Consider the following 25,313-nt stretch of genomic DNA (forward strand, 5'->3'; position numbering starts at 1 on the left):
ACTAGCGGTTTTGTGCGATTTCTGTTTCGTTAATTTTAGAGGCTTGATTGCCCCAATTTTGTCTGATATAATTAAGAATATCTGCCAACTCCTGATCTTTTAAAAAAGCGAAATTTGGCATTTTCTGGGGGTTTTCCTTTCTATTGATTCCGTTTAACACCGCTTTTATAAGACCTGTTGAAGGACCATTTACCATAGCAGAACCTGCCAAAGCTGGAAAAACATCTTTTACGCCTTTTCCATCTGCCTGATGACAGGATACACAATAACTTTGATACAGTTGTGCCGCATTTAAGTGTTGTAGCGTTGCTTGGGCCTTTAAACCTGTCAAAGGATTTTTTAATACCTTATCGGATATACTTATCTTTAATATCTTATCATCTCCCGGTAAAGGAAAATCAACTTGAGGTTTCCAATCTTTGTTACTTGTTGAAATATAAATTACCCCATTTGCATCCACACATACATCTCTCAAACGCCCATAATAATTCTCAAAAAATATCTCTTCGGATACGATGGCTTTACCCTCTTCATTTAATTTTAAAACACGTAAACTTTGACCTTTTAAGGTAGTTAATAGTAGGCTATTATTCCACTCGGGAATACTTGCAGAACCATAATACGCGATACCAGCAGGAGCAATTACGGGAGTCCAAGATTTAACTGGCTCTTTGGTGTTATTTGCCTTAGCAAAAACAATTTCTTCTGGTAAATTATGTAGACCTTCTATAGCTGGCCAACCATAATTTCTATTTTTTTCTATCAAATTTACTTCGTCCTCGATGGCATCTCCATGTTCAGATGTAAATACGTTTCCTTTGTTGGTAACGGTAATGCCTTGCATATTTCTAAAACCTCTGGCCCATACGTAACTTTTAGGATCTGGATTATCTGCTGGTATGCTGCCATCGGGGTTTAAACGCAAAATTTTACCATTCAAAAAGTTTAAGTCCTGAGATTCATCTCCATGATAAGCGTCGCCAGTTGCCCAAAGTATTTTACCAGATTTTGAGAAAGTTATACGCCCTCCATTATGTGCTTTAAAACCTTTAACTTTTAACAACTCTTTTGGAGACTCTAGTGTATCGCCTTTAAAAGTATATCTTACCAATTTATTAAATATCAAAGTATCGGTTTTTGTAGTATAATGCACATATACATAAGGATTTTGCTTAAAATCTGGATGAACTGCCATGGCTAATAAACCCGCAGTTCTTTGATGCCAAACTTCTGGTATAACCAATAACTTTTGTTGTTGATGTGTTTCTAGATTGATGTAAGATATAGCTCCATATTGCTCTGTAAAAAATAAAAAATTATTATTCGTTATAGCAATATCCCAAGGTACTTCTAAACTATCTTGAAGAGTCTCTACCTTTAAAATACTAGATTCTAGTTTTACATTATCTAAGAAAGTTAAATCCTTGTTTTCTGGCTTAGAACAGGAACACCATACAACAGAAAGCAATATTATTAAGCTTAAAGCTCTGTTTGTAAGGGTTGTAGGTATAATTGGCATAACCTAATCTTTTACATTTAATTATTTAAGATTTGAAAGTTATAAAAAAAATTAAAAAGCAACTGAAAATTCTTTAATATTTTTTTTTTGACTATCCTTTTAAAGTTATGATGCTACTTCTTTCTTTTTACACGGATTGGCTTAACAAAATCAGTATTTATTTCTGTTGGTAATTGATAAACACGCCCTTTTATATCAGAAAAATATAATCTGGAAACTGATTTTTCTCTCCCGTGTCCATCAGCCCAAAAAGCATAAAAATCTGGATGAACATTTACAGGTCTTCTGGCATAAGAATGATTATATTTACTATTAACAGTTAAAGCCCTACTCTTCCAGCTTTTACCTTGATTTTTGCTCGTCCACATTACCATTTCTCCGCCTGTATTATAAGGTTGAGGCCCCATGGTGGTTGGTCCAATTACTCGCCAGATACCTTTATCATCTATATATAAAGAACCCATATCATAATTATTACCAGAAGTAGTTATCGGATTAATTTCCCAGTTTTCTCCGGTAAATCTAGCGGTATGCCAAGTACGCGGACCTTTTTCTGGTCCTGCTTCATAACCTTTACTGGTTAGGTATAGAATAACAGGTTTCCCTGTTTCATCATAAGCTAAATCATTAATATAAACATTTAATCCTTGGCTGTAATAATCTTTAACTAAAGCACTATTATTAATTTCTTTTAAGGGTACGCTTAGTGTCTCGTTTTTTGCATTTTGCCAACTCTTACCAAAATCAGAAGTTTGCATATAGTAAAGGTTACTTCTATAGTTTAAACCATTCTCTCCTGTTTTAATAGGGTGGAAATTAAAACTTGTGCCCACAGTGTTCCTATAACTTCCACTGGTTTGGTAATGTCCTTCTTCTATAATTGCTATATCTTTCCATTCAGAATAATGAACACCATCTTTACTCGTCATGTAACTGATTGTTCTTCTTGGTTTAGATGGCTGACCAAGAATAACTTTTCTATCATAATGCGTAAACAGATTAATAAAACCATTATTAGGCTGATACCAAGTTTGTAAATAAGAAAAATTATTCATAGCTACTATTTCTCCGTTAATTAGTTTGGTAGCTTTAATTTCTTCAAATTCATTAATATCGTAAGGCTTTTTACTTTTATGGATGTAAGAAGGACTATTGGTGCCATGTGCTGTAGAAAAAAGCCATATATATCCGTCTTTATCAATATTCATCACCGGATTATCATGGGCATTATCTGTTTTCTTATCTAAAACTACCGTAGGTTTTGGGACTAATCCTTTTTTATGGTCAAAATAAGAAATGGTGTGTAATAATGTTTTCCCAGAAGAATCACTTCCTCCATAACAAAAAAAAGTTTTATCAACTTCTTTAACATAAATAGAAAACGGATAGTGGTTGGCTGGATAGGTACCTAAACCTCCGCTATACTTATATACATATTCATCATTAGAAGGCTGGTTGCTATACCATATCCCTCTATAACCAGTATCTTTTTGGTTAAGTGTAAGTGGGTTGTTTTGAGCTTTAACAATAAAACTCATACTAATTAAAATAAGCAATTGCAGACTTAAAATTCTCATGAGAATAAATAAATTGGGGGAAATAAACTATATAAAAAGGGCTAAAATCATTCGTTTTACTTAACAATTACAAATACTGTTTGTAACGTAAAGAACGATTTTAGCCCCTATTTAAATATTAGAAATTAATCGTAATCTGGGTTTTGTGTAATCTTAGATGGATTAATATCAATTTGTGTTTGCGGGATTGGGAATAAAGCTTCATGAGCTTCCATTCCTTTAGACGCTAAAAGTGTTAAAGCTCTATCTGTTCTCACCAGATCAAACCAACGGTGACCTTCAAAAGCTAATTCTACAAATCTCTCTTGCTCTATAGCTAATCTGAAAGCTGCTTGGTCTGCTACTCTTAAAGCTAAATTAGCATTATTACTGGTTTTACTAGGTAAACCCGCCCTTGTTCTAATCTGATTTAAATAAGTAAATGCAGGTCCATCAGCAATATAACCTAACTCATTTAAAGCCTCTGCATACATTAAAAGTACATCAGCATATCTTAAAACAATCCAGTTATTATCACCATCTATGTTAGCTGCCGGAGTACCAGAATATTTAACAATGTAATTATGGTTAACTGTATTTCCGTTAAGTACATAACTAGTACGCATTGAAACAGCTTTACGAGCATCATTAGCTTCATAAGCATTGTTCATTTCTGCTGTTGGAATGTTTTGCCCAAGTGGATTACCAACTGTAACAACTGCTGCACCAGAACCTATAGGTGCGAATTGGTTAGTAAACGGACTTCCTTCTCCGTTAGATGCTCTTTTGAATTGAACTTCAAAAATAGACTCACGACTATTCTCATTTGCTATACCAAATACACTAGCGTAAGATGGTAATAACTGATATTTGGTTTGTGCCTGCGCATCAATAACTTGTTTAAGTTTTTGAGCCGCTAAATCCCATCTTTTTTGAGTTAAGTATACTTTTCCTAATAAAGACATCGCAGCGCCTTTTGTAGCTCTGCCTATATCCGCTCCGGTATACTCAAAAGGTAAAACTGCTTCGGCATCAGTTAAATCTGTAATAATTTGGTTGTATACATTTGCAACTGTTTCTCTACCATAATCATAACCTTCCTGTGGATTAACAATTACTTTTGTTACAAGGGGCACACCACCAAAAATCCTAACTAAATTAAAATACATTAAACCTCTTAAAAATTTAGCTTCGCCAATGTATCTGGCTTTTAAATTTTCATCCATGGTTACAGCCTGTATTTTCTCTATCACAATATTGGTGTTTTGTATAGCCTGATAATGGCCCGCCCATGTAGTACTACTGATAGAGGTTGTAGGTAAGTTTACAAACTTGTCTACAGCGTCTAAATCTGCTCCGGCGTTTACATTGGTAATTTCTGTGTTATCAGAACGCAAATCACCAATGATGTGCATAGAAGAATAGTATAAGCCCGCATACTGTAAACCTCCATAAGCTGCTGTGAGTGCATTTTTCATGTCATCTCCAGTCTTGTAATAGTTATTAGCATTTTGTTGGGCAATAGGTGCTAATTCTAAAAAATCTTTTTTGCAACTACTTGCAGAAAGTAATACAATTACGCCTGCAGTGAATAATGTTTTAATATTTCTCATGTCTATAACTGTATTAGAATCCAAAATTTAATCCAAACATAAAGGTGCGAGCTAAAGGATAACCTCCTGAATCAACACCTGGTACTAAAGGATTAGCTCCTTCAAAACTTACCTCTGGGTTATAGCCTTCGTATTTAGTAAAGGTATAAGCGTTTTGGATGGTAAAGCTTAATCTGGCATTGGCTACTTTTAAGGCTTTAAGAGCTGATGCTGGTAAGTTATATCCTAAAGTGATATTTCTGATTCTTAAAAAAGAACCGTCTTCTACAAACTGAGAAGTAACGTTATTAATTACAGACGCAACACCTAAAGCACCAAAATTACGATCAATTTGAGGGCTTACACCATCTCCACGGTCGGTTTCTGATTTCCAACCATTTGCAGTACTTCTTAATACATTGTAAGAACCTGCATAATTACCATAAAACCTTCTAGCTGCATTTAAAACTTCAAAACCTTGTACGCCTTGTAGTGTAAATGCGAAATCAAAGTTTTTGTAGGCGAAACTATTAGTCATGCCGTAAGTAAAGTCTGGGAAAGGGCTTCCTAAACTTGTTCTATCGTCTGCAGTAATTCTACCATCACCATTAACATCAGCAAATTTTAACTGACCTGGCTTAGATATTTTTGCACCAGAAGCGTTTTCTACCGCTGGGTTATTAGCAACATCATCAGCATTTTGATAAATACCCACAACTTTGTAACCAAAGAAAGAGCCAGGTGCTCCACCAATTTCAGTAATGTGGGTATTACCAGCCGCAAAAGTAGGCTGTCTTCTTAAAATAGGAGAACCATCAGGACCTAATGCAACCACTTTAATGTTATTGGTAGAGAAATTAAAATCAGTAGTCCATTTAAATTCTTTAACCATATTACGGCTAACTAAAGTAAACTCAAAACCTTTATTATTAATTTCTCCAATATTTCTTAAAGCCTCGCTATATCCTGTTAAAGTAGGTACAGGTACGTTTAATAATAAGTCTGAGGTAGTTTTGTTGTAATAATCAAAAGACATAGAGAAACGGTTTTGTAACAAACCAAACTCTAGACCAGCATCAAACTGTTTGTTTCTCTCCCAACCTAAAAGACTGTTAGCAATGGTGGTTTGTCTGATACCGTTATTTACGATACCTCCACTAGGGCCAAAAATATAATTTTCTATTCCTGTTAAGCCTACAGAGCCATAGTTAGTGATAAAGTTATTACCTGTTAAACCATAACTAGCTCTAACTTTTAACTCGCTTAACCAATTTACATCTTTAAGAAAATCTTCTTCAGAAACCCTCCATCCTAAAGATACCGAAGGGAAAGTTCCCCATTTATTATCACCACCAAAACGAGATGAACCGTCTTGTCTGAAAGTTGCAGTTAACAAATATTTATCGTTATAACTATAATTTAAACGAGCGATATAAGATAATAAAGACCACTCTTGAGGACCTGAGGCTGCACCTACAGTTACTAAACCAGCGGCATTAATTGTTCTTACAACATCGCTGGCATAGTTGCTTCCACTTAAACTAGTTAAATCTGTTCTTTCTTTTTGAATGGTATAACCTGCTAATACATCAAAAGCATGTTTATCAAATGTTTTCTTATAATTTAAAGTAAACTCTGATAACCAGTTTCTGCTGTTAGACTCTTCATAAGAACCTACAGGAAGTTTTGTTGCATTGGTACTATTAGGGTTAATGATAGATGGATTGAATACATCCTGATCAAAATTTCTAAAATCAGCACCTACTAAAGTTTTGAAATTTAAATCTTTAGCTAAGTTTACGTCCACAAAGGCAGTACCTAATAGCCTTAAAGTGTTTTGTTGCTGGAAATACTCTTTAGCAATTTTTACCGGGTTATCAACCTCGCTAGTTCCTACTCCTTGTCCTGTAATTTGTGTATAATTTCCATTAGCATCGTATGGCGTTAAATGAGGAGCAGCTGTTAGGGCCGATTGGATAATGCCACCTCCCTGCCAGTTTCCTTCTGCTAAAGTTTGATTAGAGAAAGTGAACGATGGCGTTAAATTTGCTCCTACTTTTACTCTTTTATTTAACTGAGATTCTACATTAGCTCTAAAAGAGTAGCGTTTTAAGTCTGAATTTAGGATAATACCATCTTGTGCTAAATAACCACCAGAAACAAAGAATCTGGTTTTATCATTACCACCAGAAAAGTTCAGTTGATAATTGCTCATAGGTGCAGTCCTAAAAATCTCATTCTGCCAATTAGTACCTTCGCCTAAAGATTCTGGATCTGAGAATACAGCTGGCAATAAGTACATCACGTTATTTAAACGAGCTGAATTAGGATCTGAAGCAGAACGACCAGGTCCGGAGTTTACCCAAGCATTATTTCTAGCTTCATTAATAAAATAAGCATACTCCCTAGCATTTAATACATCTAAAGTTTTTTCTACTTGTTGTACGCCTGTATTTACGCTAAAATCAATTTTAGAAACACCACTTTTACCAGATTTTGTAGTAATGATAACCACACCATTAGACCCTCTGGAACCGTAAATTGCTGTTGCTGATGCATCTTTTAAAACCTGAATATTATCAATATCAGCAGGGTTAATGGTATTTAAAGGATTATTTCTTTGGTTATAATCATTAGTAACCGGAAAACCATCCACCACATATAAAGGCTCGTTTCCGGCGCTTAAAGAACCTGCACCTCTAATTCTAACAGTAGAACCACCACCTGGTGCACCTGTAGCTTGGGTAACTTGTACACCCGCCATTTGTGCAGCCATAGCGTTATCTAAACTCACTACAGGTTGGTCTTTAATTCTTTGTGCATTGATAGAACTGATAGAACCTGTTACATCTTTACGTTGTTGAGTTCCGTAACCTACTACTACAACTGTATTTAAATTCTGGCTATCTTCTACTAAACTTATGTTGATATTAGTTTTACCAGCTACAGCAATTTCTTGCAACACAAAACCAGTATAGGTTACTACAATAACTGCATTATCTGCAAGACCATTTAAGCTAAAGTTACCATTGATATCAGTTTGGGTAACTTTATCAGAACCTTTAACTCTTATGGATGCACCTGGTAAGGGCTGCCCAGTGTTGTCGGTAACTTTACCTTTAATATCTACAGGTAATTTAGGCTCAGGTTTAATTTCAATTTTATTAACTATAATCGTTTTATTTTCAATAGAATAACTAAAAGGCTGGCCTTTAAAACTTACCTGCAAGGCTTTTTCAAGACTTGCTGCTTTTAAATTTAAAGTAACTGGTTTGGCATTTACCAACTCATTATACTTATAAAAAAAGAAATAGCCACTTTGCTCGCCAATGGTAGTAAGTGCTTTTTCTAAAGAGATATTTTTTCCAGAAATACTAATACTTTGCGAAAAACTTTTTGCGCTAAGCTGTAAACATCCAAGTGTTAATAAGATGGCCGTCAGTTTCATAATACGAAACATTTTCGAAGGGAATAATCCGGATACATTCCGGATTTTACCGTAAACATTTAATTGCATACTTTTGTAAAGTTTGGGTTAATAGATTAAGTTCCTTCCACAGAATTTTTTAAGGGTTAATCCAAACCGGAAATAGCTTTTTTATAAAGCTTCCTTTAAGCCGGTTGTGTTGGTAGCACATCCGGTTTTTTTGTTGGATTATTAATAACAGTACTTATGTCTTCATATCATTTATAAATTAGGTTAAACATGATTAATTGGTTATAATAATTTTATTACCTTTTATGGTTGTATTGATTTTACTTAGTTCTAGAATTCTTAAAACTTCTGTTACGTTTTCGCTTCTGTTAATTTTTCCAACAAATAAATCTTCTGATATTTTTCCACGATACTCTACATCCACATTATACCATCTGGAAACCTGCCTCATAATGGTTTGGATATTATCTCTGTTAAATTTGAAATATCCATTTTTCCAAGCTATGGCGGCTTCTTCATCTGCTGCTGATACTTTGAAGCTTTTAGCGTTATTGGCTAAAACAGCTTGCTGGCCAGGCTTAAGCACAGCAGAAATATTTTCTTCTTTTCCTTGCATATTAAGCTTGTGTACCCTTACGCTGCCTTCTAAAAGCGTGGTTTTATCAGCACTTTCATCATCATAAGTGTTGATGTTAAAATGCGTACCTAATACCTCAATAACCTGATGAGCTGATACCACTTTAAAAGGTTTATGTATATTTTTAGCAACTTCAAAATAGGCCTCTCCGGTAATTTCAACCTTACGTTCTGCTCCGGTAAAAACTGTAGGAAATTTGATAGATGAAGACGCATTAAGCCATACTTGGGTACCATCTGCTAAAGTCAATTGATATTGCCCTCCACGCGGCGTACTGATCATATTTATAGCCGCAGATTGGTTTGCTTGTTTGGTATGATATACAATTTGACCATCTTTAGTTTTTACTATTTCTGCACCGGCATCTTGTGTAATTAAACCATCTTCTTTATCATTTAAGATTATTGATGAACCATCTGCTAAAGTTAAAACAGCTTTATTCCCACCAGGTTTAATTTCAACTTTTGCAAGTTTCACTTTTGGATTACCTGTTTCTATGCTACCGCTTTGCTTAAAAAACAGATAAGAAGCAACACCCGTAAATAATAACACAGATGCAGCAATCAACCATTTTTTCATCCAAATTACTTTGGAAGAGCTTTTACGCTCTTCCGCAGCAATTTGTTCACTCAAACCTGCCTTTATAGCATCTTTTAATTGGCTTTTAGCCTCATCTTGCATTCCATCTAACACATTTTCCTCTACCTCAAAAAGGTTATAGTAAGCATCTAGAAAGTCTATTTCTTCCTGACTTGCTTCTCCTAGCCTATATTTTCGAAGAATTTTATAAAATTCCTTTGGATTCATCTTGTATCGACTCTTAGTTTAATGAGCCTTTAAAGATATGACCGCCGAGAAACGAAAAGTCCCACGAGAAATAAAAAAAATTAAAGATTTTGAAGTAAGAACATCAAATATAAAGGTCCGAGAGATTCTCTTAGTTGAGCCATGCTCTTTCCTAATTGGTTTTGAACCGTTTTTCTACTGATTTGAAGCTTATCTGCTATTTGTTGTGTTGTTAAATCTTCCTGATATTTCATCCTAAAGATTTCTTGTTGTGATGGCGTTAAAGAGTTTATCAATCGCTCATACTTAATTAAAAACTCTTTTCTTAGTATTTCAGCGTCAGTTTGGTCTTTAGCTATGCCTAATTGAATTAAAACTTCAGGAATTGGTGTATATCTTTGCTCCTTTTCCATCCATTTAAAAACATTATTTCTTACTGATGTGTGTAAATAAGAAACCAGATTATCAATAGAAAGCTCTTTGCGGCGAAGCCATAATTGTAGAAAAATATCTTGTGTAATATCTTTTGCATAATCAGCATCTTTTAGGCGTTTGTAAGCTGCATTATACATTTGCTCCCAATATTTATCATAAAGGGTATCAAACGCAAGATTATCATCGTTTTCCTGCATTTGTAATAACAATAATTTATCTTCCTCTTTATGGCTTAGCAACATCTTCTTGGAGATCAGATTTATTCAAATTTATTGAATATTTTTAATAATACAATGTAGCTTTATTAAAACCTTTGCTACATACAACCGATTAAAAACTTATTTATTAATTTTTATCAAATTAATTATCTCATCACTAAACATATTTTTCATTAACGGTTTAAAAACACCTTCTAACATTTTAAAGTTGAGGATTTAAAAATCTGATGATTTATGCAGAAACAAATCGTGTTAAACCCTATTAGGATGGATGTTAAATAAAAAAGTCCTGAACATTATTCAGGACTTTCGGAACATTTTAAAGCTTTATGTTTTTAAACTTTCTTTACATTAATAGCTTGAGGACCTTTTTTACCATCAGCAATCTCAAATTCTACATCATCATTGTCTGAGATGGCATTTACCCCTCCAATAACATCTTTAAAGTGAACAAAAATGTCTTTTCCATCGCAAATAATGAAGCCAAAACCTTTTTGAGCGTTAAACCATTTTACTTTACCCGTTTTCATAATTAATTTTAGTGTTTTAATAATAATCAGACCTAAATTTCTTACTGATTGGGTAAAATAATTTAAGAAAGATTGTAATTCTATTTATTTCTTAATCTCTAAAATATAAAATATATTCTAAAAACAACAGATTTAATAAAAATTACTTATTAGGTTGCGGAGTTGTTCTTAAATATGGCTTAATTTCTTTAAAACCTTTTGGAAACTTAGCCGGAATATCCTCTGTTTTAATAGCTGGCGCAACCACTACATCTTCCCCATCTTTCCAATCTGCTGGTGTAGCAACACTGTGGTAAGCGGTTAACTGTAAAGAGTCTATTACCCTTAAAATTTCTTGGAAATTTCTACCTGTTGATGCAGGGTAAGATATAATGAGTTTTACAGTTTTATCTGGTGCTATAATAAATAAAGACCTTACTGTAAAAGTTGTTGATGCATTAGGATGCAACATACCATAGGCTTCAGAAATACTTTTATCTTCATCAGCAATGATAGGAAAATTTACTTCTACACCTTGTGTTTCATTAATATCACTTATCCAACCTTTATGAGATTCAACAGAATCAACACTTAAAGCCATTACTTTTACATTTCTTTTAGCAAACTCATCGTTTAAAGCTGCTGTACGACCTAATTCTGTTGTACAAACCGGTGTATAATCTGCCGGATGCGAAAATAACACACCCCAGCTATCACCTAAATATTCATAGAAATCAATTTCTCCTTCAGAGGTCTTTGCCTTGAAATTTGGAGCTACATCACCTAGTCTTAACATAATTCTAAAATTTTAATTCTCTACTAATTTAGTAGAGATATTTTAAAGAAACAAGAAACCACAATCATGCCATTTATTAAATGACATTCAGATTTTATTTCTATAACCTTAGCCCATGCTAAATAGTGGCTTATTTAGCTTAGTTGCCTGCAAGCGAGCATCAAATACAGCACAAACATTTCGTAAAAAGCGTTTTCCTATTTTGGTAACTTTTATAGATTGATATTCCTGAATGATCAAACCATCTTCTACCAACTCTGGTAATCCTGATAAATTTTCTCTGAAAGCATTGTTTTGTAAATCTTCATTAGTCCAGGTGGTTACACCTTTACACATGATATTTAAAATATGCCTCCTGATTAATAAATCCTCTTCATTTAACACATGTCCTTTTACTACTGGTATTTCTCCGGCATTAATCAAAGTCAAATACTCCTCTTCGCTTTTAACATTTTGGGCAAAGGCATCCCAGGTATCGCTAATAGAAGAAACGCCTAAACCAACCAATAAACGGGTGTACTGATGGGTATAACCCATAAAATTACGGTGTAACTTTTTGTTTTGTGCAGCTATGTTTAACTTATCATTGGCAAAAGCAAAATGATCCATACCGATATCTAAATAACCAGCAGCAAGAAGCATTTCTCTGCCTTTTTCATATAATTTTTGCCTTAAATGGGTATCAGGTAAATCGGCCTCGGTAAATTTGCGCTGACCAGATTTTACCCAAGGGACATGCGCATAGCTATAAAAAGCAATTCTATCAGGCTTTAAGCCGATAACCTTTTCTATCGTAGCTGTAAGGCTAGCAACGGTTTGTAAGGGCAAACCATATATTAAATCGAAATTTATAGAAGTATAACCTACGGCTCTGGCTTGTTTACTTACGATATATACCTCTTCTACAGACTGTATTCTGTTGATCATGATTTGTACTTGCTCATCAAAATCTTGTATACCTAAGCTTAATCTTTTAAAACCTAAAGCGTGTAATACTTCAAGATGTGCGAGAGTGGTATTTGCCGGATGCGCTTCAAAACTAAATTCTGCATCCTCATGAATGATACAATCTTCTAAAATACCTGAGATTAAAAGCGCTAGATTTTCTGGCGAGAAAAATGTTGGTGTCCCACCGCCTAAGTGTATTTCTTTTAACTGAGGTTGAGCACCAAAAATAGCTTTATACAATTTCCACTCCTTTATAACAGCTTGTAAATATGGTTCTTCTACCCCATGGTTTTTAGTAATACGCTTATTGCAGGCACAATAAGTACATAAACTTTCGCAATAAGGTAAATGGATATAAATACTTATACCATCATTCTGATTGCTGATATCAAAAGATTGTTTAACTTTTTGCAACCAAAAAGATTTGTTAAAAGTACTTTCATCCCAAAACGGAACCGTAGGATAACTGGTATACCTAGGTACAGGTACCGTATATTTAGTTGTGATATTTTGACTAAGCATATTAGGATTGGTGTGGTGATAATTGCTTTATTTTGGCAGCTTCCTTTTGACAATTTTTAGCACATGCGCAGGCCTTACCTACACATTTATTTTCTTGCCAAAGGTCTAAGCTTTTTATGGTAAGTTGTGCTATTTCTTGTAAGGCTTCTTTAGTTAAAAAAGCCTGGTGTGGTGTTATCATCACATTAGGGAAAGCCAATAATTGCTGCAATAAGCAATCTTTTTGTTTGTCTTGATGGTGATTTTCAAAGAATAAGCCGTGTTCATATTCATAAACATCGGCACCTAAAGCTCCAATCTTGCCAGATTTAAGTGCTTGCAAAACATCGTTGGTATTTAATAAACCACCTCTTCCGGTATTGATGAGCATTACACCAGTTTTCATTTTCGCGAGATGCTCTGCATTGATGATATGCCTAGTTTCATCAGTTAAAGGAACATGTAAAGAAATAATATCTGATTTAGCATAAAGCTCTTCTAAACCCACATGCTTTATACCGGTATGCTGATGTTTTACTTGGTCATAAGCCAAAACTTTACAGCCAAAACCGTTAAATATTTTTGCTGTAATCAAGCCAATCTCGCCTAAACCTATTATACCTACAGTTTTACCATACAAGGTAAAACCTACCAAACCATCTAACCTAAAATCGAAGTTTTTGCTTCTTTCTGTTGATAATAAAATTTTACGATTTAAAGCCAATACAAGCGTTAACACGTGTTCTGCAATACTGTGTGGCGAGTAAGAAGGGATATTAGCTATTTTAATATTGGCTGCAGCCGCTGCTTGTTTATCAATATGATCTGTACCTACAGAACGTGTGGCAATATACTTAACACCGTAATGGGCAAGCTTTTGGATAACAGATGCCGAAACATCATCACTTGTAAAAACTACAACTGCATCCTTACCTTCTGCATAAGATGTAGTTTCATCAGTTAAAGGATTAGCTATTAGCGTAATATCATGCTTTTTTTGATTGGCTTTTGCCAGCAACTCTTTCTCAAAAGACCTCGTACTGTAAACTACAACTTTCATTTGCTTCGCTTTATACAAGCAAAGCTACCTGCTATATTCCTATTGTAACATGAGTGTAGTCAGCAAGAAAAGTGATAAAAATCAATTTTTCATATTTTTTAGACGGTTTACATCTATAATGTGTATCTCACCTCCTTTTTTCTCTATCAGTTTTTCCTCTTTAAAATCGCTTAAGGTACGACTCACCGTTTCTGTTGCCATGCCGGCCATCGCGGCTAAATCATCTCTAGAAATTTTAAAAATATCCTGATTTTTATTTACTTCTCTGATACGCATTAAAGTTTCTGCCAAACGCTTTCTTACAGAATGATAAGCTAATTGAACCAACTGCTCTTCCTTTTGATGAATGTGCGCAGAAAGTAACTGGATAAACTGCATGGCAACCGCTGTATTATTATTTAACAGCGCATTCACTTGGTCTTTATGCAACATACAAATGCTGCTATTTTCTATAGCTTCGGCAGTTTCTGTATGCAACTGACTTATCAAAGCATCATGCACACCAAAATATTCATCGGCATGGTAAATTCCGGTTAAAAGTTCTCTACCATCTTCACTTAACTTAACTGTTTTAATTTTACCCTCGAGCACTAAATAGATACCTTGAGCATGGTCTTGGTCGTAATAAATAATCTGACCCTTTTTAACCTGTCTTATTTTCTTTTGCGAGATTAAAGATTTTAAGTCCTGCTTATCTTCTACTTGTGAGGCAAAGTCTTCTAAACTTTTTAAACCTTTTGTGTAAAAGGCTTCTTGTTTTTGCTTTTTATTAAGCCTACTTTCTATAGCATTTAAAAGCTCCATATCGTCAAAAGGCTTAATCAGATAATCATCTGCTCCCATCTCCATTCCTTTACGCATATCTGCTCTTTCTGCCTTGGCCGTCAGAAAAATAAAAGGAATATTAGCCGTTTCCGGATTTTTATTCAGCAGGTATAAAACACCATAACCATCAAGTTCTGGCATCATGATATCACAAATAATTAAATTTGGAAGGTATTTTTGGGCTTTATCAGCACCAAGTTTGCCATTAACAGCAGTCTCAACTTCATAACCAGCCAAGCCTAAAATTTCGGCTGTACCTTCTCTAATATCCTCGTTATCTTCTATAATCAGGATTTTCTTTTTCATGCTAAAGATTAAAAATCAGGGTAAATTTAGCGCCTTTGTTTTCTGCACTCTCAAACTCCACCTCGCCATTCATCAATTTAATATAACGGTTAACAATATTTAATCCTAAACCAGTACCCGGGATGCTCCCCGTATTATTGGCTCTAAAGAAAGGTTCAAATAAATGTTTTTGATCATTTACAGGAATACCAATACCATCATCTTTAATCATCACCATACAGCGTTTTTCATCCAGCTCGGTATTAAACTCTATAAAGGTGTTTTCGCCAGAATATTTAATAGCGTTAGCGATTAGGTTGATGATACAATTTTTTAATAAGGCTGCATCTAAAGTAACCAAGCTGCTTTTTCCTGTATGTTGATAAATGATATTTTGATTTTGCTTGGCTATCAATTGCATTTCTTCGGTAATTTCTTCTGCCAGCTTCACCAAATCAAAAGGTACTGCTTGTGGATTAATTTTACCAGCTTCTAGCCTTTCCAGAGATAAGAAATCATTAAGGATATTGGTAAGGTTGCCCACACCAACTTTTATTTTGCCCACATGTTTGGCAATATTAGGATTTTGATACTCCTGTGCATATTTTTCTATCAACGATGCAGAGAGTTGTATAGAACTTAAAGGTGTTCTAAACTCATGCGATGCCATGGATACGAATCGACTTTTCAATTGGTTAAGTTCTTTTTCTTTTTCAAGAGATAAACTAACCTCTTCTTTGGCATTTTGTAACTGTGCAACAATAGATTGTAAAGCTTCTGTTCGCTCTTCTACTAAATGCTCTAGTCTTGATGTGTATTTTCTTAATTGCTCTTCGGCGTCTTTTTCTCTGCTTAAATCGTGTATAAATCCGGTATAAACTATCCTACCTTTGTACTGCACTTTACTTACGGCTAGCCTGAATGGAAATTGGCTTTTATCTTTTCTTAACCCAGTTACCTCTCTACCAATCCCAATAATATGTGCTTCGCCCGTTTGGTGGTAACGATGAATATAACCATCGTGTTGAGACCTATAAGGTTCTGGCATCAACATCGATATATTTTTACCTACTACTTCATTAACCTGGTAACCAAACAGTTCACAGGCCGATGGGTTAATGGCTTCTATTAATCCTGTTGTATCAATGGTAATGATCCCATCAATAGCGTTATTAATAATTGCTTCCAGTAAAGCCTCTTTATCCATTTGGCTAATTTATCTTAAAAGTATTACTAATAAAAATACTTATGAAGATTATTTATATCGCTCCTCAAATGCTTTCTCTAAAGCTTCTCTATGGTCTGGATGTGCTATTTCTATCAAAGCTCTTCCTCTTTGTTTTAAACTTTTTCCATACAAATTTACTATACCATATTCCGTTACCACCCATTGTACATGTCCTCTGGTGGTTACCACACCTGCACCTTCTTTTAAGAAAGGAACAATTCTGGAGATTCCTTTATTGGTAGTTGATGGCAAAGCAATAATAGGTTTACCACCTTGCGATAAAGATGCACCTCTGATAAAATCCATTTGCCCACCAATACCAGAAAATTGGTACGTTCCTATAGAATCTGCACAAACCTGACCTGTTAAATCAATTTCTATGGCACTATTGATAGCAATTACTTTAGGGTTTTGGCGGATAACACTCGTATCATTTACATAATTGATATTCATCACCCTTACCGATGTATTATCATCCACAAAATCATACAATTTTCTGGTACCAACCATAAAAGAGGTAACCGTTTTACCTCTGTTAAGCTTCTTCATACTATTATCAATAACGCCACTTTCTATCAATGGGATTACTCCATCAGAAAGCATTTCGGTATGCAGACCTAAATTTTTATGGTTTACCAAATTTTTTAGAACTTGGTCTGGAATACTACCAATTCCTAATTGTAAGGTAGAACCATCTTCTATCAAAGAAGCCACATTTTTACCAATTTGCACCACTACATCGCTGGCTTTTGTAGCATAATCTACTTCTGGAAGCTCTGCCTTTTGCCAAACTAAGGCATTTATTTTATTGATATGGATAAAACCATCTCCGTGTGTTCTGGGCATAAAAGGATTAACCTGAGCGATGACATACTTCGCATTTTCTATGGCTGCTCTGGCAATATCTACCGATGTTCCTAGAGAACAATAACCATGTTTATCGGGTACGGATACTTGAATAATGGCTACGTCAATAGGTAAATAGTTTTCGTTAAACAGGATAGGTATCTCACTTAAAAATACAGGTACATAATCGCCAAACTGGCTATTAGCTACCGCTCTGGAATTTGCCGATACAAATAAGGAATTGAAGAAAAAACTATTTCTGTATTTTTCATCATTAAAATTGACATCTCCTAAAGTGGTGATGCTAACCAATTCAACATTTTCCAATTCCTGATACCTATGTTGTAAGGCTTTTATAAGGTGTACAGGTGTTGCAGCACTTCCATGTAAAAACACCCTATCTCCTGACTTTACTGCTTTAACGGCCTCTGCGGCACTGATATAATGAACATCCATGTGGCTAAATTTTATGGCTCAAAATAGCTTTATTTTAAGCTTATAAAAAATGACAATCGTCATCAAAAAAGGTTTCTTTTATCTCTAAATATGACCAAAAAATAAAGCTTAAGTGACTAAAATCATATTCTAAAAGGATTATTAATCGGTATTTCGTAAAAAAAAATAATTTAATGAGTCATACATTTCATATTCCTGTTTTAGGTTTAGCATATTCTGTTGATACGCCGCTAAAAGTAGGCCGTTATGGTATTTCTTCTGTTGTATCTATTGTTGATGATCATTTAATAGAAAGAATGAGAGCATACCACGCAAAGCAAAACCAGGAAAACTATATCCCTATTCAAGATAACGAACCGCATTTTAGAGCCAAAAGAATTACTGCTTATTTAAATTTGATGCAAGACTTGCTTGATAAACAGTTTGAAGCTTTAAAACAACAAGCTTTTGAGCCCGGTACAGATTTGACAAGGTATTTTGATTTACAACCAGATCACGCTGTACTTAAAAAAACTTATTTACAAATGCTTAACATTCAAGATGATGAAATAAAAGCGATTGTACAAAAGCAATTAAAAGATAACATGCAAAAAGGAGCCATAGATGTAAATATTATGGCTAAAGTGGATAAAATGAATAGCCCTATCCATGGTGAAGAGCAGTTGAGTGATGCGTTGGCTTCTTTACAAGGTTTTGCGGAGAGTAAATTAAATGCTGGCGTGGTTTTATCTGCCGGGATGAATCCAAAACTATATGCTCATCTAGAGAATTTTAAGGATTTTTATCCTGATGAACATCAAAAGCTTCAAAAAACAATCATATTAAAAGTTTCTGACTTTAGGTCGGCTCTGATTCAAGCTAAATTCTTAGCTAAAAAAGGTTTATGGGTTTCAGAATTTAGGATAGAATCAGGATTAAATTGTGGGGGCCATGCCTTTGCTACTGAGGGTTATTTATTAGGCCCTATTTTAGAAGAATTTAAGGTAAAAAGACAAGAAATGCTTGCCGAGCTTGCCGGGATGTATAAAAATGCGCTATTGGCAAAAGGTTATACTGGCGATATAGAAATACCACAAATGAAAATAAGTGTACAAGGTGGTATAGGTACAGCAGCAGAAGACAGTTTTTTATTAAAGCATTATGAGTTAGATGCTACGGGCTGGGGCAGTCCGTTCTTATTGGTTCCGGATGCTACCAATGTGGATGAAGAAACACTTAACAATTTATCTGAAGCTACCCGAGAGGATTTTTACATCAGCGGCTCATCGCCTTTGGGTGTTCCTTTCAATAATTTCAGAAAAACTACTGCCGAAAAACTTCGTTTAGAGCGTATTGCAAAAGGAAAACCTGGAAGCCCTTGTACCAAAAAATACTTAGTTTCTAATACCGAATTTACCAAAGAACCTATTTGTACGGCTTCTAGAAAATATCAAAACTTAAAAATAAAATCGCTTCAAAACAGTGGTTTAGATGAACTAGCGTTACAAACCAAAATAAATGAAGTAACAGAGAAAATTTGCCTTTGCGAAGGTTTAGTAACCTCTGCTTACTTAAAAAACGAGATGATAAAGCCTAAAGAAAGCAAAGCAGTAACCATTTGCCCTGGTCCTAATATTGCTTATTTTTCTGGCAAGTTTTCTTTAGATGAGATGGTAAAACACATTTATGGAAAAATCAATTTACTGGCTGGTATAGAGCGCTCTAACATGTTTATTAACGAGCTTAATTTGTATATAGAGCATCTAAAAAAAGATATCAGTATGAGCTGGCAAGATTTATCTGACAAAAAGGTTAAATACTACACTAAGTTTAGAGCGCAGTTAGAACAAGGTATCCATTACTATAAACAGCTTATTCCGGAGATTCAAAACCAAACGGATGTGTATAAAAACAAGATGCTTAAAGAATTACACGAGGCAGAGGAAAAACTTAAAATGATGATTTTCGCTACTGAAAATACGTAAATCATAGATTTTTTCTTCAAAATGTCTTTTTGAAGACTTAATCCTAAAGCATATCAGCGCATAAAGTTCTTAAAAGCCAATCATCAACCATGACTATGGTATGATTGGCTTTTTTAGTTTAATATAAACAGTCATGATGAAGTAAAAACTAAAGCTACATGATAGGGTTAGGTATTTGGATAGTATTTTTGTTAAAAATATTAAGGATATGAATATTACCGTATATACAGAATCAACACCTAATCCGTCAACAATGAAATTCATTGTTAATAAATTATTAATCAACGGCAGTGTAGATTACCCTAATAAAGAAAGTGCATCTGCATCAAGATTTGCATCAGAGTTATATAAATTCAGTTTTGTTAACGGCGTGTTTTTCGCTAGTAATTTTGTTACGGTAACCAAAACAGAAGATGCGGAATGGAATGATATTGAGCCTATTTTAAAAGAATTTGTTAAGGGTGCTGTAGAATCAGAATACAACGTACAAGAAAAAGTACAGGATGAGAATGTGAATTTTGAAGGTACAGAGGTAGAAGTTAAAATTCAGCAAATTTTACATGATTATGTAAGGCCTGCTGTAGAGCAAGACGGTGGTGCTATCAGTTATAAATCTTTTGAAGATGGTATCGTAACTGTAGAATTAAGAGGCTCTTGCAGTGGCTGTCCTTCTTCTACCATTACCTTAAAATCGGGTATCCAAAGTTTACTACAAAGAATGGTTCCAGAAGTTAAAGAAGTAGTTTCTGAGGCGCTCTAAACATTTTTGTTAGATTATAGAAAAAGGGATACGCTTATCATCAGCTATCCCTTTTTTTAATGCCATTAAGGTTGTGGTGGCGTACCAGGCTGTATAGGAACAGGAGATGATGTTGGCGGATTAGGCTGACTTGGAGTAGGTACAGGAGTAGGCAAAACCGGCTGTTTATTGGGATTTTTAGTTGCATCGGGGTTTACTTTAACCGTATCCGTTGGATAAGGAGGTATAGGGTATTTAGGATCAGGAATAGAAGAACCACCAGGTACAGGTGCCGATTTTAAAATAGGCTTCCTTGTTGTATCTCTACTACTTTGGTTATTTTTATTCTTCTTCCCCATATCTACAGTATCCGCCCGAAGCTGATGACTATAAATGACTGTATTATCATACAATGAGTGTACTGTTGTAGCACAAGCAAAAGAACCTGCTAGTATTGCTGCTGTTAAAATGGATGTTTTCATAAGTGTATCAATTATTTAGTAAATGTTGATTAAATACTTAAAAAATCATTCCAAGATCTAAACTGCTTTAAATCAAACATTTTATCCTTCGTTTTTAAACCTTTTTGGCATTTCTGGCAATTGAATTGTAAGTATTTATTTGATTTAAATAACAAATTTATAACTACTAATCCCATGATAGAGCTCTATGTAAGATCGTTACCTCTTAAAGATGTAATAGCCAACCTAGCAGAAGAAATGAAAACTTCTTATGATAAGAACTGTAACGAATATATCTTAAACATCCCCACAGCCTATGGTAAAGGATTAATTAGAGGAATTAATTTTACGCAAGGTTTTGGACTTATAGAATATAATTGCTTTTTTAAGGAAGAGGTAAGTATTCATTTCTCTTTGAACAATATCCACCCTTTAAAATTTATTTATTGCAGCGAGGGCTTTTTAAAACATAGATTTGAAGAAAAAGAAGACCTCCATCAAATAGACCAATTCCAGAATGTGGTTGTTTCCAGCTCTTCTAAAAACGGACATGTTTTAATCTACCCTAAAAACATCCAAATTAGGATGAATAGTTTGGAAATAAACCGTACTGATTTTAAAGCCAAAATAGACTGCGATATTAATAATTTAGATAAAAGGTTAAGAAGTGTTTTTAAGGATTTAAGAGCTAAACATTTATTTTATTACCATGGTAATTATAGTTTGGCCATGGCTAAATGTATACAAGATATTAACTCGTCTAAACAAACAGGCTTTGCCAGAAGATTGCTTTTAGAAGGTAAAGCTAACGAAATTTTAAGCATACAGATTCAAGATTTTGAAGACGACCAGCGTAACGATTCGAGAAAACAAATACTTAGGAAAGCAGATTTAAGACAAATTGAAGAAGCAGCACATATTCTTAAAACAGAACTAGCCAACCCTATTACAATTAAAGATTTAGCTAAAAGAGTAGGTACCAATACAACCAAGTTACAAGAAGGTTTCCAGCATTTGTTTGGCACATCTGTTAATAATTATCTTAGAAATTTGAGATTAGAATTTGCCCGCGATCAGCTCATCTTAGGAGAATTAAATATTAGTGAGATAGCAGCCCAAATAGGTATTGTTAATAAAAGTTATTTTTCTAGAATTTTTAAAGAAGCTTACGGATTAAATCCTAAAGAGTTATCTCAACAAATAAAAAATATATCTAAAAAGTCAAATCGTTTAAATTTATAACTCATAAGCACATTAATAATAGTCTAATTAAGCAAAAGCTTAAGTAATAAGTAAGATACCCTTAATATTGCAGCATGTCTATTTATATGCGCATTGTTATCATTTTACTTATTATCACCATTTCTATTTTTTTAATGGCTTCTAGCCAGCTTTACACGCATGACATAGCTTATTTAATCTTAAGCTTTTGGATTGTTTTTACCCTACTGGTTATATTTATCATTAAGGTTATTATGAAAAAATGAGAGCACTCCAGAAACAGAGTGCTCTCTCTGGATAGATAGAAATAAAAAACGAATTAAAATAAGCTACGACACCCTTTGTTTAACCTTTGCATATCGGGTACTGTAACTTATAATATAAATTTAAGCATCTTTAAAACAATTATAAAATATTCTTTATCAATAAATTGAATAGTGATAAAATTTTTACGTTTTAGAGCATTATCTAATTAAGCTTAAAGAGTTGTATTTTGCAAAGTGCTTTCTATACTTGTTCCGCATTATAATTTCATTAACCAAACGCTGTTTACAGAATTAGAACAGCAGTGTTTAAGCTTATCCTTAGATTTCGAAATTATTGTTATTGATGATGCCTCTTTAAGTTCCTATAAAAACTACTTAAACCAGTTTAATAAGCCATATTTTAACATTATTTTTTTGGATAAAAACATCGGAAGATCGGCCATTAGAAATCTTTTAGCAGCAAAAGCCTCCTACCCTTTTTTATTATTTTTAGATGGTGATAGCTGTATCAAAAATCCTAACTTTATCAAAAACTACCTCAATTTTATTCAACAAAACCCTGCTGCCGATCTTGTTTGTGGCTTACGCAATTATCCCGAATGCTTAAATAAGGAATATTTATTACACCATTATTACGGTACTAAAGTAGAAATGCTTGCCTCAAAACAAGCTTTTCATAGCTCTAATTTCCTTATCAAAAAGGAAGTTTTTAAAGCCCTACAATTTGATGAACGCTTAACCCATTATGGTTATGAAGATGTTGTTTTTGGCTTAACGGCAAAGGCTAAAGGTTATACCATCAAAAATTTCGATAATCCAGTTATCCATCTACAGTTAAAAACAAATCAGCAATTTATGGCAGATACTGAGGACGCTGTTCAAAATCTGGCACAACTGATGCAATTGCCACAATATGAAATTATTTTGAAAGAAATACCGCTTATCCGTATTTACTTATTATTTAAGAAAACTGGTTTATGGCATTTGTTAGCAGGTTTAAAGTCTCGTTTAAGAAAAAATATGGAACAAGAAAAACCAAACGCAACAAGCATCAAAAAGCTACAGTTATACAAGCTATTACATTTACATTATTGCTTAAGCTGATATCCCTCTTCAGATTTAAAAATATCTCCGGCTTCTAGTAAAAGTCTTATCACGTTTAGTTTATCCTTCTCTGAACCCATTTTTATAGTTTTTACCAAATCCTCCAAACTTAATGGTTTAACGGCCAGGTTTTCTAAAACTGTTGCCATCATTTTGGCTTTTAAAAGGCTTCTTTTTTTATGGATACAAACATCGCAAATGCCACAAGCTTTGGTATCTGTTTCGTTAAAATAAGATAGAATTTGCTCGCTTCTGCATTTGTCTTGCGTTACATAAGCCAGCATGGCAGTCATCTTAGTTTGGTAAACGTTTTTCCTTTCTTTGTAAAAGTTAAAATCAAGGTATAAGTCTTCAGTTTTGTAACGTGGTTTTAAGAAAGTTAACAAAGGCTTATCTGTTTTTTTGATGTAGCTAATCACCCCCAAATCATGCAGTTCTTGCAGCATCTTCACCACATCATCAAACCTGATTTGGTTTTTAGAGGCTAAATCAACCTCTTTGATAGCCACAAAATAATCAAAAGCACCACCATATATTCTTAAAATACTTTTGATAAATAAATCATAACGAGCTTGCTCTACCTGAAATTTGTATAAATCCTCTCCGTTAACCAAAAACTGAATTCTGCTGGGCAATAAAGCCTGCTCGCTTAAAGTTATATAACCATTTTGCTCTAAGGTTTTTATAGCACTTAAAGCGGTAATAACATCGAGCTGAAATTTCTGACAAAAATCACCCACATGAAACTCATACATCACGCCTTCACCGGCTTCAAAAGGTATCTGTAAATAGTTACATAATAAGTGGTAATATCTCCTGATTTCATCCAGTGGTGGGAAATTTTGCTCAAAGCGTTTTTCAAACACCAATTTATCTATTTTTTGATAGAGTAAAACGGCAAAAGCTTTTTGCTCATCTCTGCCTGCCCTACCTGCTTCCTGATAATAAGCTTCTAAACTTTCAGGCATCTCATAATGTATCACCAAACGCACATCGGGCTTATCTATCCCCATACCAAAAGCATTGGTAGCCACCATTACCCTGAGCTGGTTGCTAATCCACATTTGTTGGCTTTTACTTCTAGCATCGGCATCTAAACCTGCATGGTAATAACTAGCGCTTATACCATGTTGGTAAAGATATTTGGCAATTTCTACGGTATCTTTTCTGGTTTTTACGTAAACAATACCACTTCCGGGTACTTTTTGGCATATTTCAATTAATTTTTGAAGCTTATTCTCCAGGTTTAAAACCGAGTAAGAAAGGTTAGTACGCTCAAAGCTTTTTCTAAAAACCTTTGGATGTTTAAAATCCAGCTTTTGCATGATATCTGCCTGTACCTGCTCTGTAGCCGAAGCTGTTAAAGCCAACATGGGTACCTCTGGATGCAAAGTTCTGATAGCGGTAAGCTGTAGATAAGGAGGTCTAAAATCATAGCCCCATTGCGATATACAATGGGCTTCATCTACCGCAAACAAATTTACCTTCATGTGCTTGATGCGCTCCCGCACCAAATCGGTAGCTAATCTTTCTGGCGATATGTATAAGAATTTAACAGGCCCATAAACACAATTATCTAAAGCAATATCAATCTCCCGTTTTCCCATGCCTGATATGATGGCTATGGCATTGATTCCTTTTTTTTGTAAATTCTCTACCTGATCCTTCATCAAGGCAATTAATGGCGAAACTACAATACAAATACCGGGCATAGCCATAGCCGGAACCTGGAAGCATATAGATTTACCTCCTCCGGTAGGTAGCAGTGCCAATGTATCATTTTTGTTTAATACGGCAGTTACAATATCCTCTTGAAGTGGTCTAAAACTATCGTAACCCCAATATTGCTTTAAAATTTCATGTATCGTCATAAGAAGCCAAGCCTACCAAAGCTATAAAATTTATTAAATTGCAGCTTTATTAAG

At 34.3% G+C, this 25,313-nt stretch carries 19 protein-coding genes; 4 read left to right on the forward strand and 15 right to left on the reverse strand.

The window, feature by feature from the left end; all coding sequences use genetic code 11:
- Nucleotide 1: 1 nt before the first annotated feature.
- From H510_RS0104440 to H510_RS0104500, 13 genes are all read right to left on the reverse strand, one after another.
- Nucleotides 2–1,519: a PQQ-dependent sugar dehydrogenase gene (locus H510_RS0104440; RefSeq protein WP_051291041.1), complete on the reverse strand. Its 1,518-nt coding sequence runs from the start codon at nt 1,517–1,519 to the stop codon at nt 2–4.
- A gap of 113 nt (nt 1,520–1,632) precedes the next feature.
- Entirely contained in the window at nt 1,633–3,096 is a 1,464-nt protein-coding gene (locus H510_RS0104445; RefSeq protein WP_026903208.1) for a BNR-4 repeat-containing protein, read from the reverse strand.
- Nucleotides 3,097–3,221: 125 nt separating this feature from the next.
- Nucleotides 3,222–4,712 (reverse strand): RagB/SusD family nutrient uptake outer membrane protein, encoded by a 1,491-nt coding sequence (locus H510_RS0104450; RefSeq protein ID WP_245584789.1) that lies wholly within the window; start codon nt 4,710–4,712, stop codon nt 3,222–3,224.
- Nucleotides 4,702–8,115 (reverse strand): TonB-dependent receptor, encoded by a 3,414-nt coding sequence (locus tag H510_RS0104455; RefSeq protein ID WP_051291047.1) that lies wholly within the window; start codon nt 8,113–8,115, stop codon nt 4,702–4,704. The genes H510_RS0104450 and H510_RS0104455 overlap by 11 nt, the downstream gene beginning before the upstream one ends.
- 262 nt (nt 8,116–8,377) lie before the next feature.
- Nucleotides 8,378–9,547 (reverse strand): FecR family protein, encoded by a 1,170-nt coding sequence (locus H510_RS0104460; RefSeq protein WP_026903211.1) that lies wholly within the window; start codon nt 9,545–9,547, stop codon nt 8,378–8,380.
- Nucleotides 9,548–9,627: 80 nt separating this feature from the next.
- On the reverse strand, nt 9,628–10,203 hold the full coding sequence (locus tag H510_RS0104465; protein WP_036691884.1) for an RNA polymerase sigma factor: 576 nt from the start codon (nt 10,201–10,203) through the stop codon (nt 9,628–9,630).
- 311 nt (nt 10,204–10,514) lie between these two features.
- A complete protein-coding gene (locus H510_RS0104470) occupies nt 10,515–10,709 on the reverse strand; it encodes a cold-shock protein (RefSeq protein ID WP_026903213.1) in 195 nt (64 codons plus the stop codon).
- Between the two features lie 142 nt (nt 10,710–10,851).
- Complete coding sequence (locus H510_RS0104475; protein ID WP_026903214.1) at nt 10,852–11,487, reverse strand: peroxiredoxin; 636 nt, start codon at nt 11,485–11,487, stop codon at nt 10,852–10,854.
- A 105-nt stretch (nt 11,488–11,592) separates the two neighbouring features.
- A complete protein-coding gene (hemN, locus tag H510_RS0104480) occupies nt 11,593–12,954 on the reverse strand; it encodes an oxygen-independent coproporphyrinogen III oxidase (protein WP_026903215.1) in 1,362 nt (453 codons plus the stop codon).
- A 1-nt stretch (nt 12,955) separates the two neighbouring features.
- Nucleotides 12,956–13,993, reverse strand: coding sequence for a 2-hydroxyacid dehydrogenase (locus H510_RS18255; protein WP_051291042.1), 1,038 nt, complete (start codon nt 13,991–13,993; stop codon nt 12,956–12,958).
- A gap of 81 nt (nt 13,994–14,074) precedes the next feature.
- A complete protein-coding gene (locus H510_RS0104490; RefSeq protein WP_026903216.1) occupies nt 14,075–15,124 on the reverse strand; it encodes a response regulator in 1,050 nt (349 codons plus the stop codon).
- Nucleotide 15,125: 1 nt separating this feature from the next.
- Nucleotides 15,126–16,310, reverse strand: coding sequence for a PAS domain-containing sensor histidine kinase (locus tag H510_RS0104495; protein WP_026903217.1), 1,185 nt, complete (start codon nt 16,308–16,310; stop codon nt 15,126–15,128).
- 48 nt (nt 16,311–16,358) lie between these two features.
- On the reverse strand, nt 16,359–17,633 hold the full coding sequence (locus H510_RS0104500) for an acetyl-CoA hydrolase/transferase family protein (protein WP_026903218.1): 1,275 nt from the start codon (nt 17,631–17,633) through the stop codon (nt 16,359–16,361).
- Nucleotides 17,634–17,806: 173 nt separating this feature from the next.
- Between H510_RS0104500 and H510_RS0104505 the strand changes: the two genes are divergently transcribed.
- Nucleotides 17,807–19,597, forward strand: a complete 1,791-nt coding sequence (locus tag H510_RS0104505; protein WP_026903219.1) for a hypothetical protein — start codon at nt 17,807–17,809, stop codon at nt 19,595–19,597.
- 208 nt (nt 19,598–19,805) lie between these two features.
- Nucleotides 19,806–20,357, forward strand: a complete 552-nt coding sequence (locus H510_RS0104510; protein WP_026903220.1) for a NifU family protein — start codon at nt 19,806–19,808, stop codon at nt 20,355–20,357.
- Between the two features lie 65 nt (nt 20,358–20,422).
- On the opposite strand, the gene H510_RS0104515 is transcribed toward H510_RS0104510, so the two are convergent.
- On the reverse strand, nt 20,423–20,818 hold the full coding sequence (locus tag H510_RS0104515; RefSeq protein ID WP_026903221.1) for a hypothetical protein: 396 nt from the start codon (nt 20,816–20,818) through the stop codon (nt 20,423–20,425).
- A gap of 174 nt (nt 20,819–20,992) precedes the next feature.
- Between H510_RS0104515 and H510_RS0104525 the strand changes: the two genes are divergently transcribed.
- Together H510_RS0104525 and H510_RS0104535 are read left to right on the forward strand one after the other, a co-directional pair.
- Nucleotides 20,993–22,039, forward strand: coding sequence for a helix-turn-helix transcriptional regulator (locus H510_RS0104525; protein WP_026903222.1), 1,047 nt, complete (start codon nt 20,993–20,995; stop codon nt 22,037–22,039).
- A gap of 479 nt (nt 22,040–22,518) precedes the next feature.
- Nucleotides 22,519–23,388, forward strand: coding sequence for a glycosyltransferase family 2 protein (locus H510_RS0104535; protein WP_026903223.1), 870 nt, complete (start codon nt 22,519–22,521; stop codon nt 23,386–23,388).
- Here the strand turns inward: H510_RS0104535 and H510_RS0104540 are convergent.
- Nucleotides 23,373–25,259 (reverse strand): RecQ family ATP-dependent DNA helicase, encoded by a 1,887-nt coding sequence (locus H510_RS0104540; RefSeq protein WP_026903224.1) that lies wholly within the window; start codon nt 25,257–25,259, stop codon nt 23,373–23,375. The two genes, H510_RS0104535 and H510_RS0104540, sit on opposite strands and share 16 nt — an antisense overlap.
- Between the last annotated feature and the right edge of the window lie 54 nt (nt 25,260–25,313).

The sequence above is a fragment of the Pedobacter glucosidilyticus DSM 23534 genome (genome assembly GCF_000425145.1).
GTDB classification, from domain to species: Bacteria; Bacteroidota; Bacteroidia; order Sphingobacteriales; family Sphingobacteriaceae; genus Pseudopedobacter; species Pseudopedobacter glucosidilyticus.

Coding starts and splice junctions, on each gene's coding strand:
- H510_RS0104470 (WP_026903213.1), bottom strand. CDS start 10,709: ATGAAAACGGGTAAAGTAAAATGGTTTAACGCTCAAAAAGGTTTTGGC.
- H510_RS0104460 (WP_026903211.1), bottom strand. CDS start 9,547: ATGAATCCAAAGGAATTTTATAAAATTCTTCGAAAATATAGGCTAGGA.
- H510_RS0104515 (WP_026903221.1), bottom strand. CDS start 20,818: ATGAAAACATCCATTTTAACAGCAGCAATACTAGCAGGTTCTTTTGCT.
- H510_RS0104495 (WP_026903217.1), bottom strand. CDS start 16,310: ATGGATAAAGAGGCTTTACTGGAAGCAATTATTAATAACGCTATTGAT.
- H510_RS0104525 (WP_026903222.1), top strand. CDS start 20,993: ATGATAGAGCTCTATGTAAGATCGTTACCTCTTAAAGATGTAATAGCC.
- H510_RS0104440 (WP_051291041.1), bottom strand. CDS start 1,519: ATGCCAATTATACCTACAACCCTTACAAACAGAGCTTTAAGCTTAATA.
- H510_RS0104490 (WP_026903216.1), bottom strand. CDS start 15,124: ATGAAAAAGAAAATCCTGATTATAGAAGATAACGAGGATATTAGAGAA.
- H510_RS0104510 (WP_026903220.1), top strand. CDS start 19,806: ATGAATATTACCGTATATACAGAATCAACACCTAATCCGTCAACAATG.
- H510_RS0104465 (WP_036691884.1), bottom strand. CDS start 10,203: ATGTTGCTAAGCCATAAAGAGGAAGATAAATTATTGTTATTACAAATG.
- H510_RS0104455 (WP_051291047.1), bottom strand. CDS start 8,115: ATGAAACTGACGGCCATCTTATTAACACTTGGATGTTTACAGCTTAGC.
- H510_RS18255 (WP_051291042.1), bottom strand. CDS start 13,993: ATGAAAGTTGTAGTTTACAGTACGAGGTCTTTTGAGAAAGAGTTGCTG.
- H510_RS0104505 (WP_026903219.1), top strand. CDS start 17,807: ATGAGTCATACATTTCATATTCCTGTTTTAGGTTTAGCATATTCTGTT.
- H510_RS0104500 (WP_026903218.1), bottom strand. CDS start 17,633: ATGGATGTTCATTATATCAGTGCCGCAGAGGCCGTTAAAGCAGTAAAG.
- H510_RS0104540 (WP_026903224.1), bottom strand. CDS start 25,259: ATGACGATACATGAAATTTTAAAGCAATATTGGGGTTACGATAGTTTT.
- H510_RS0104445 (WP_026903208.1), bottom strand. CDS start 3,096: ATGAGAATTTTAAGTCTGCAATTGCTTATTTTAATTAGTATGAGTTTT.
- hemN (WP_026903215.1), bottom strand. CDS start 12,954: ATGCTTAGTCAAAATATCACAACTAAATATACGGTACCTGTACCTAGG.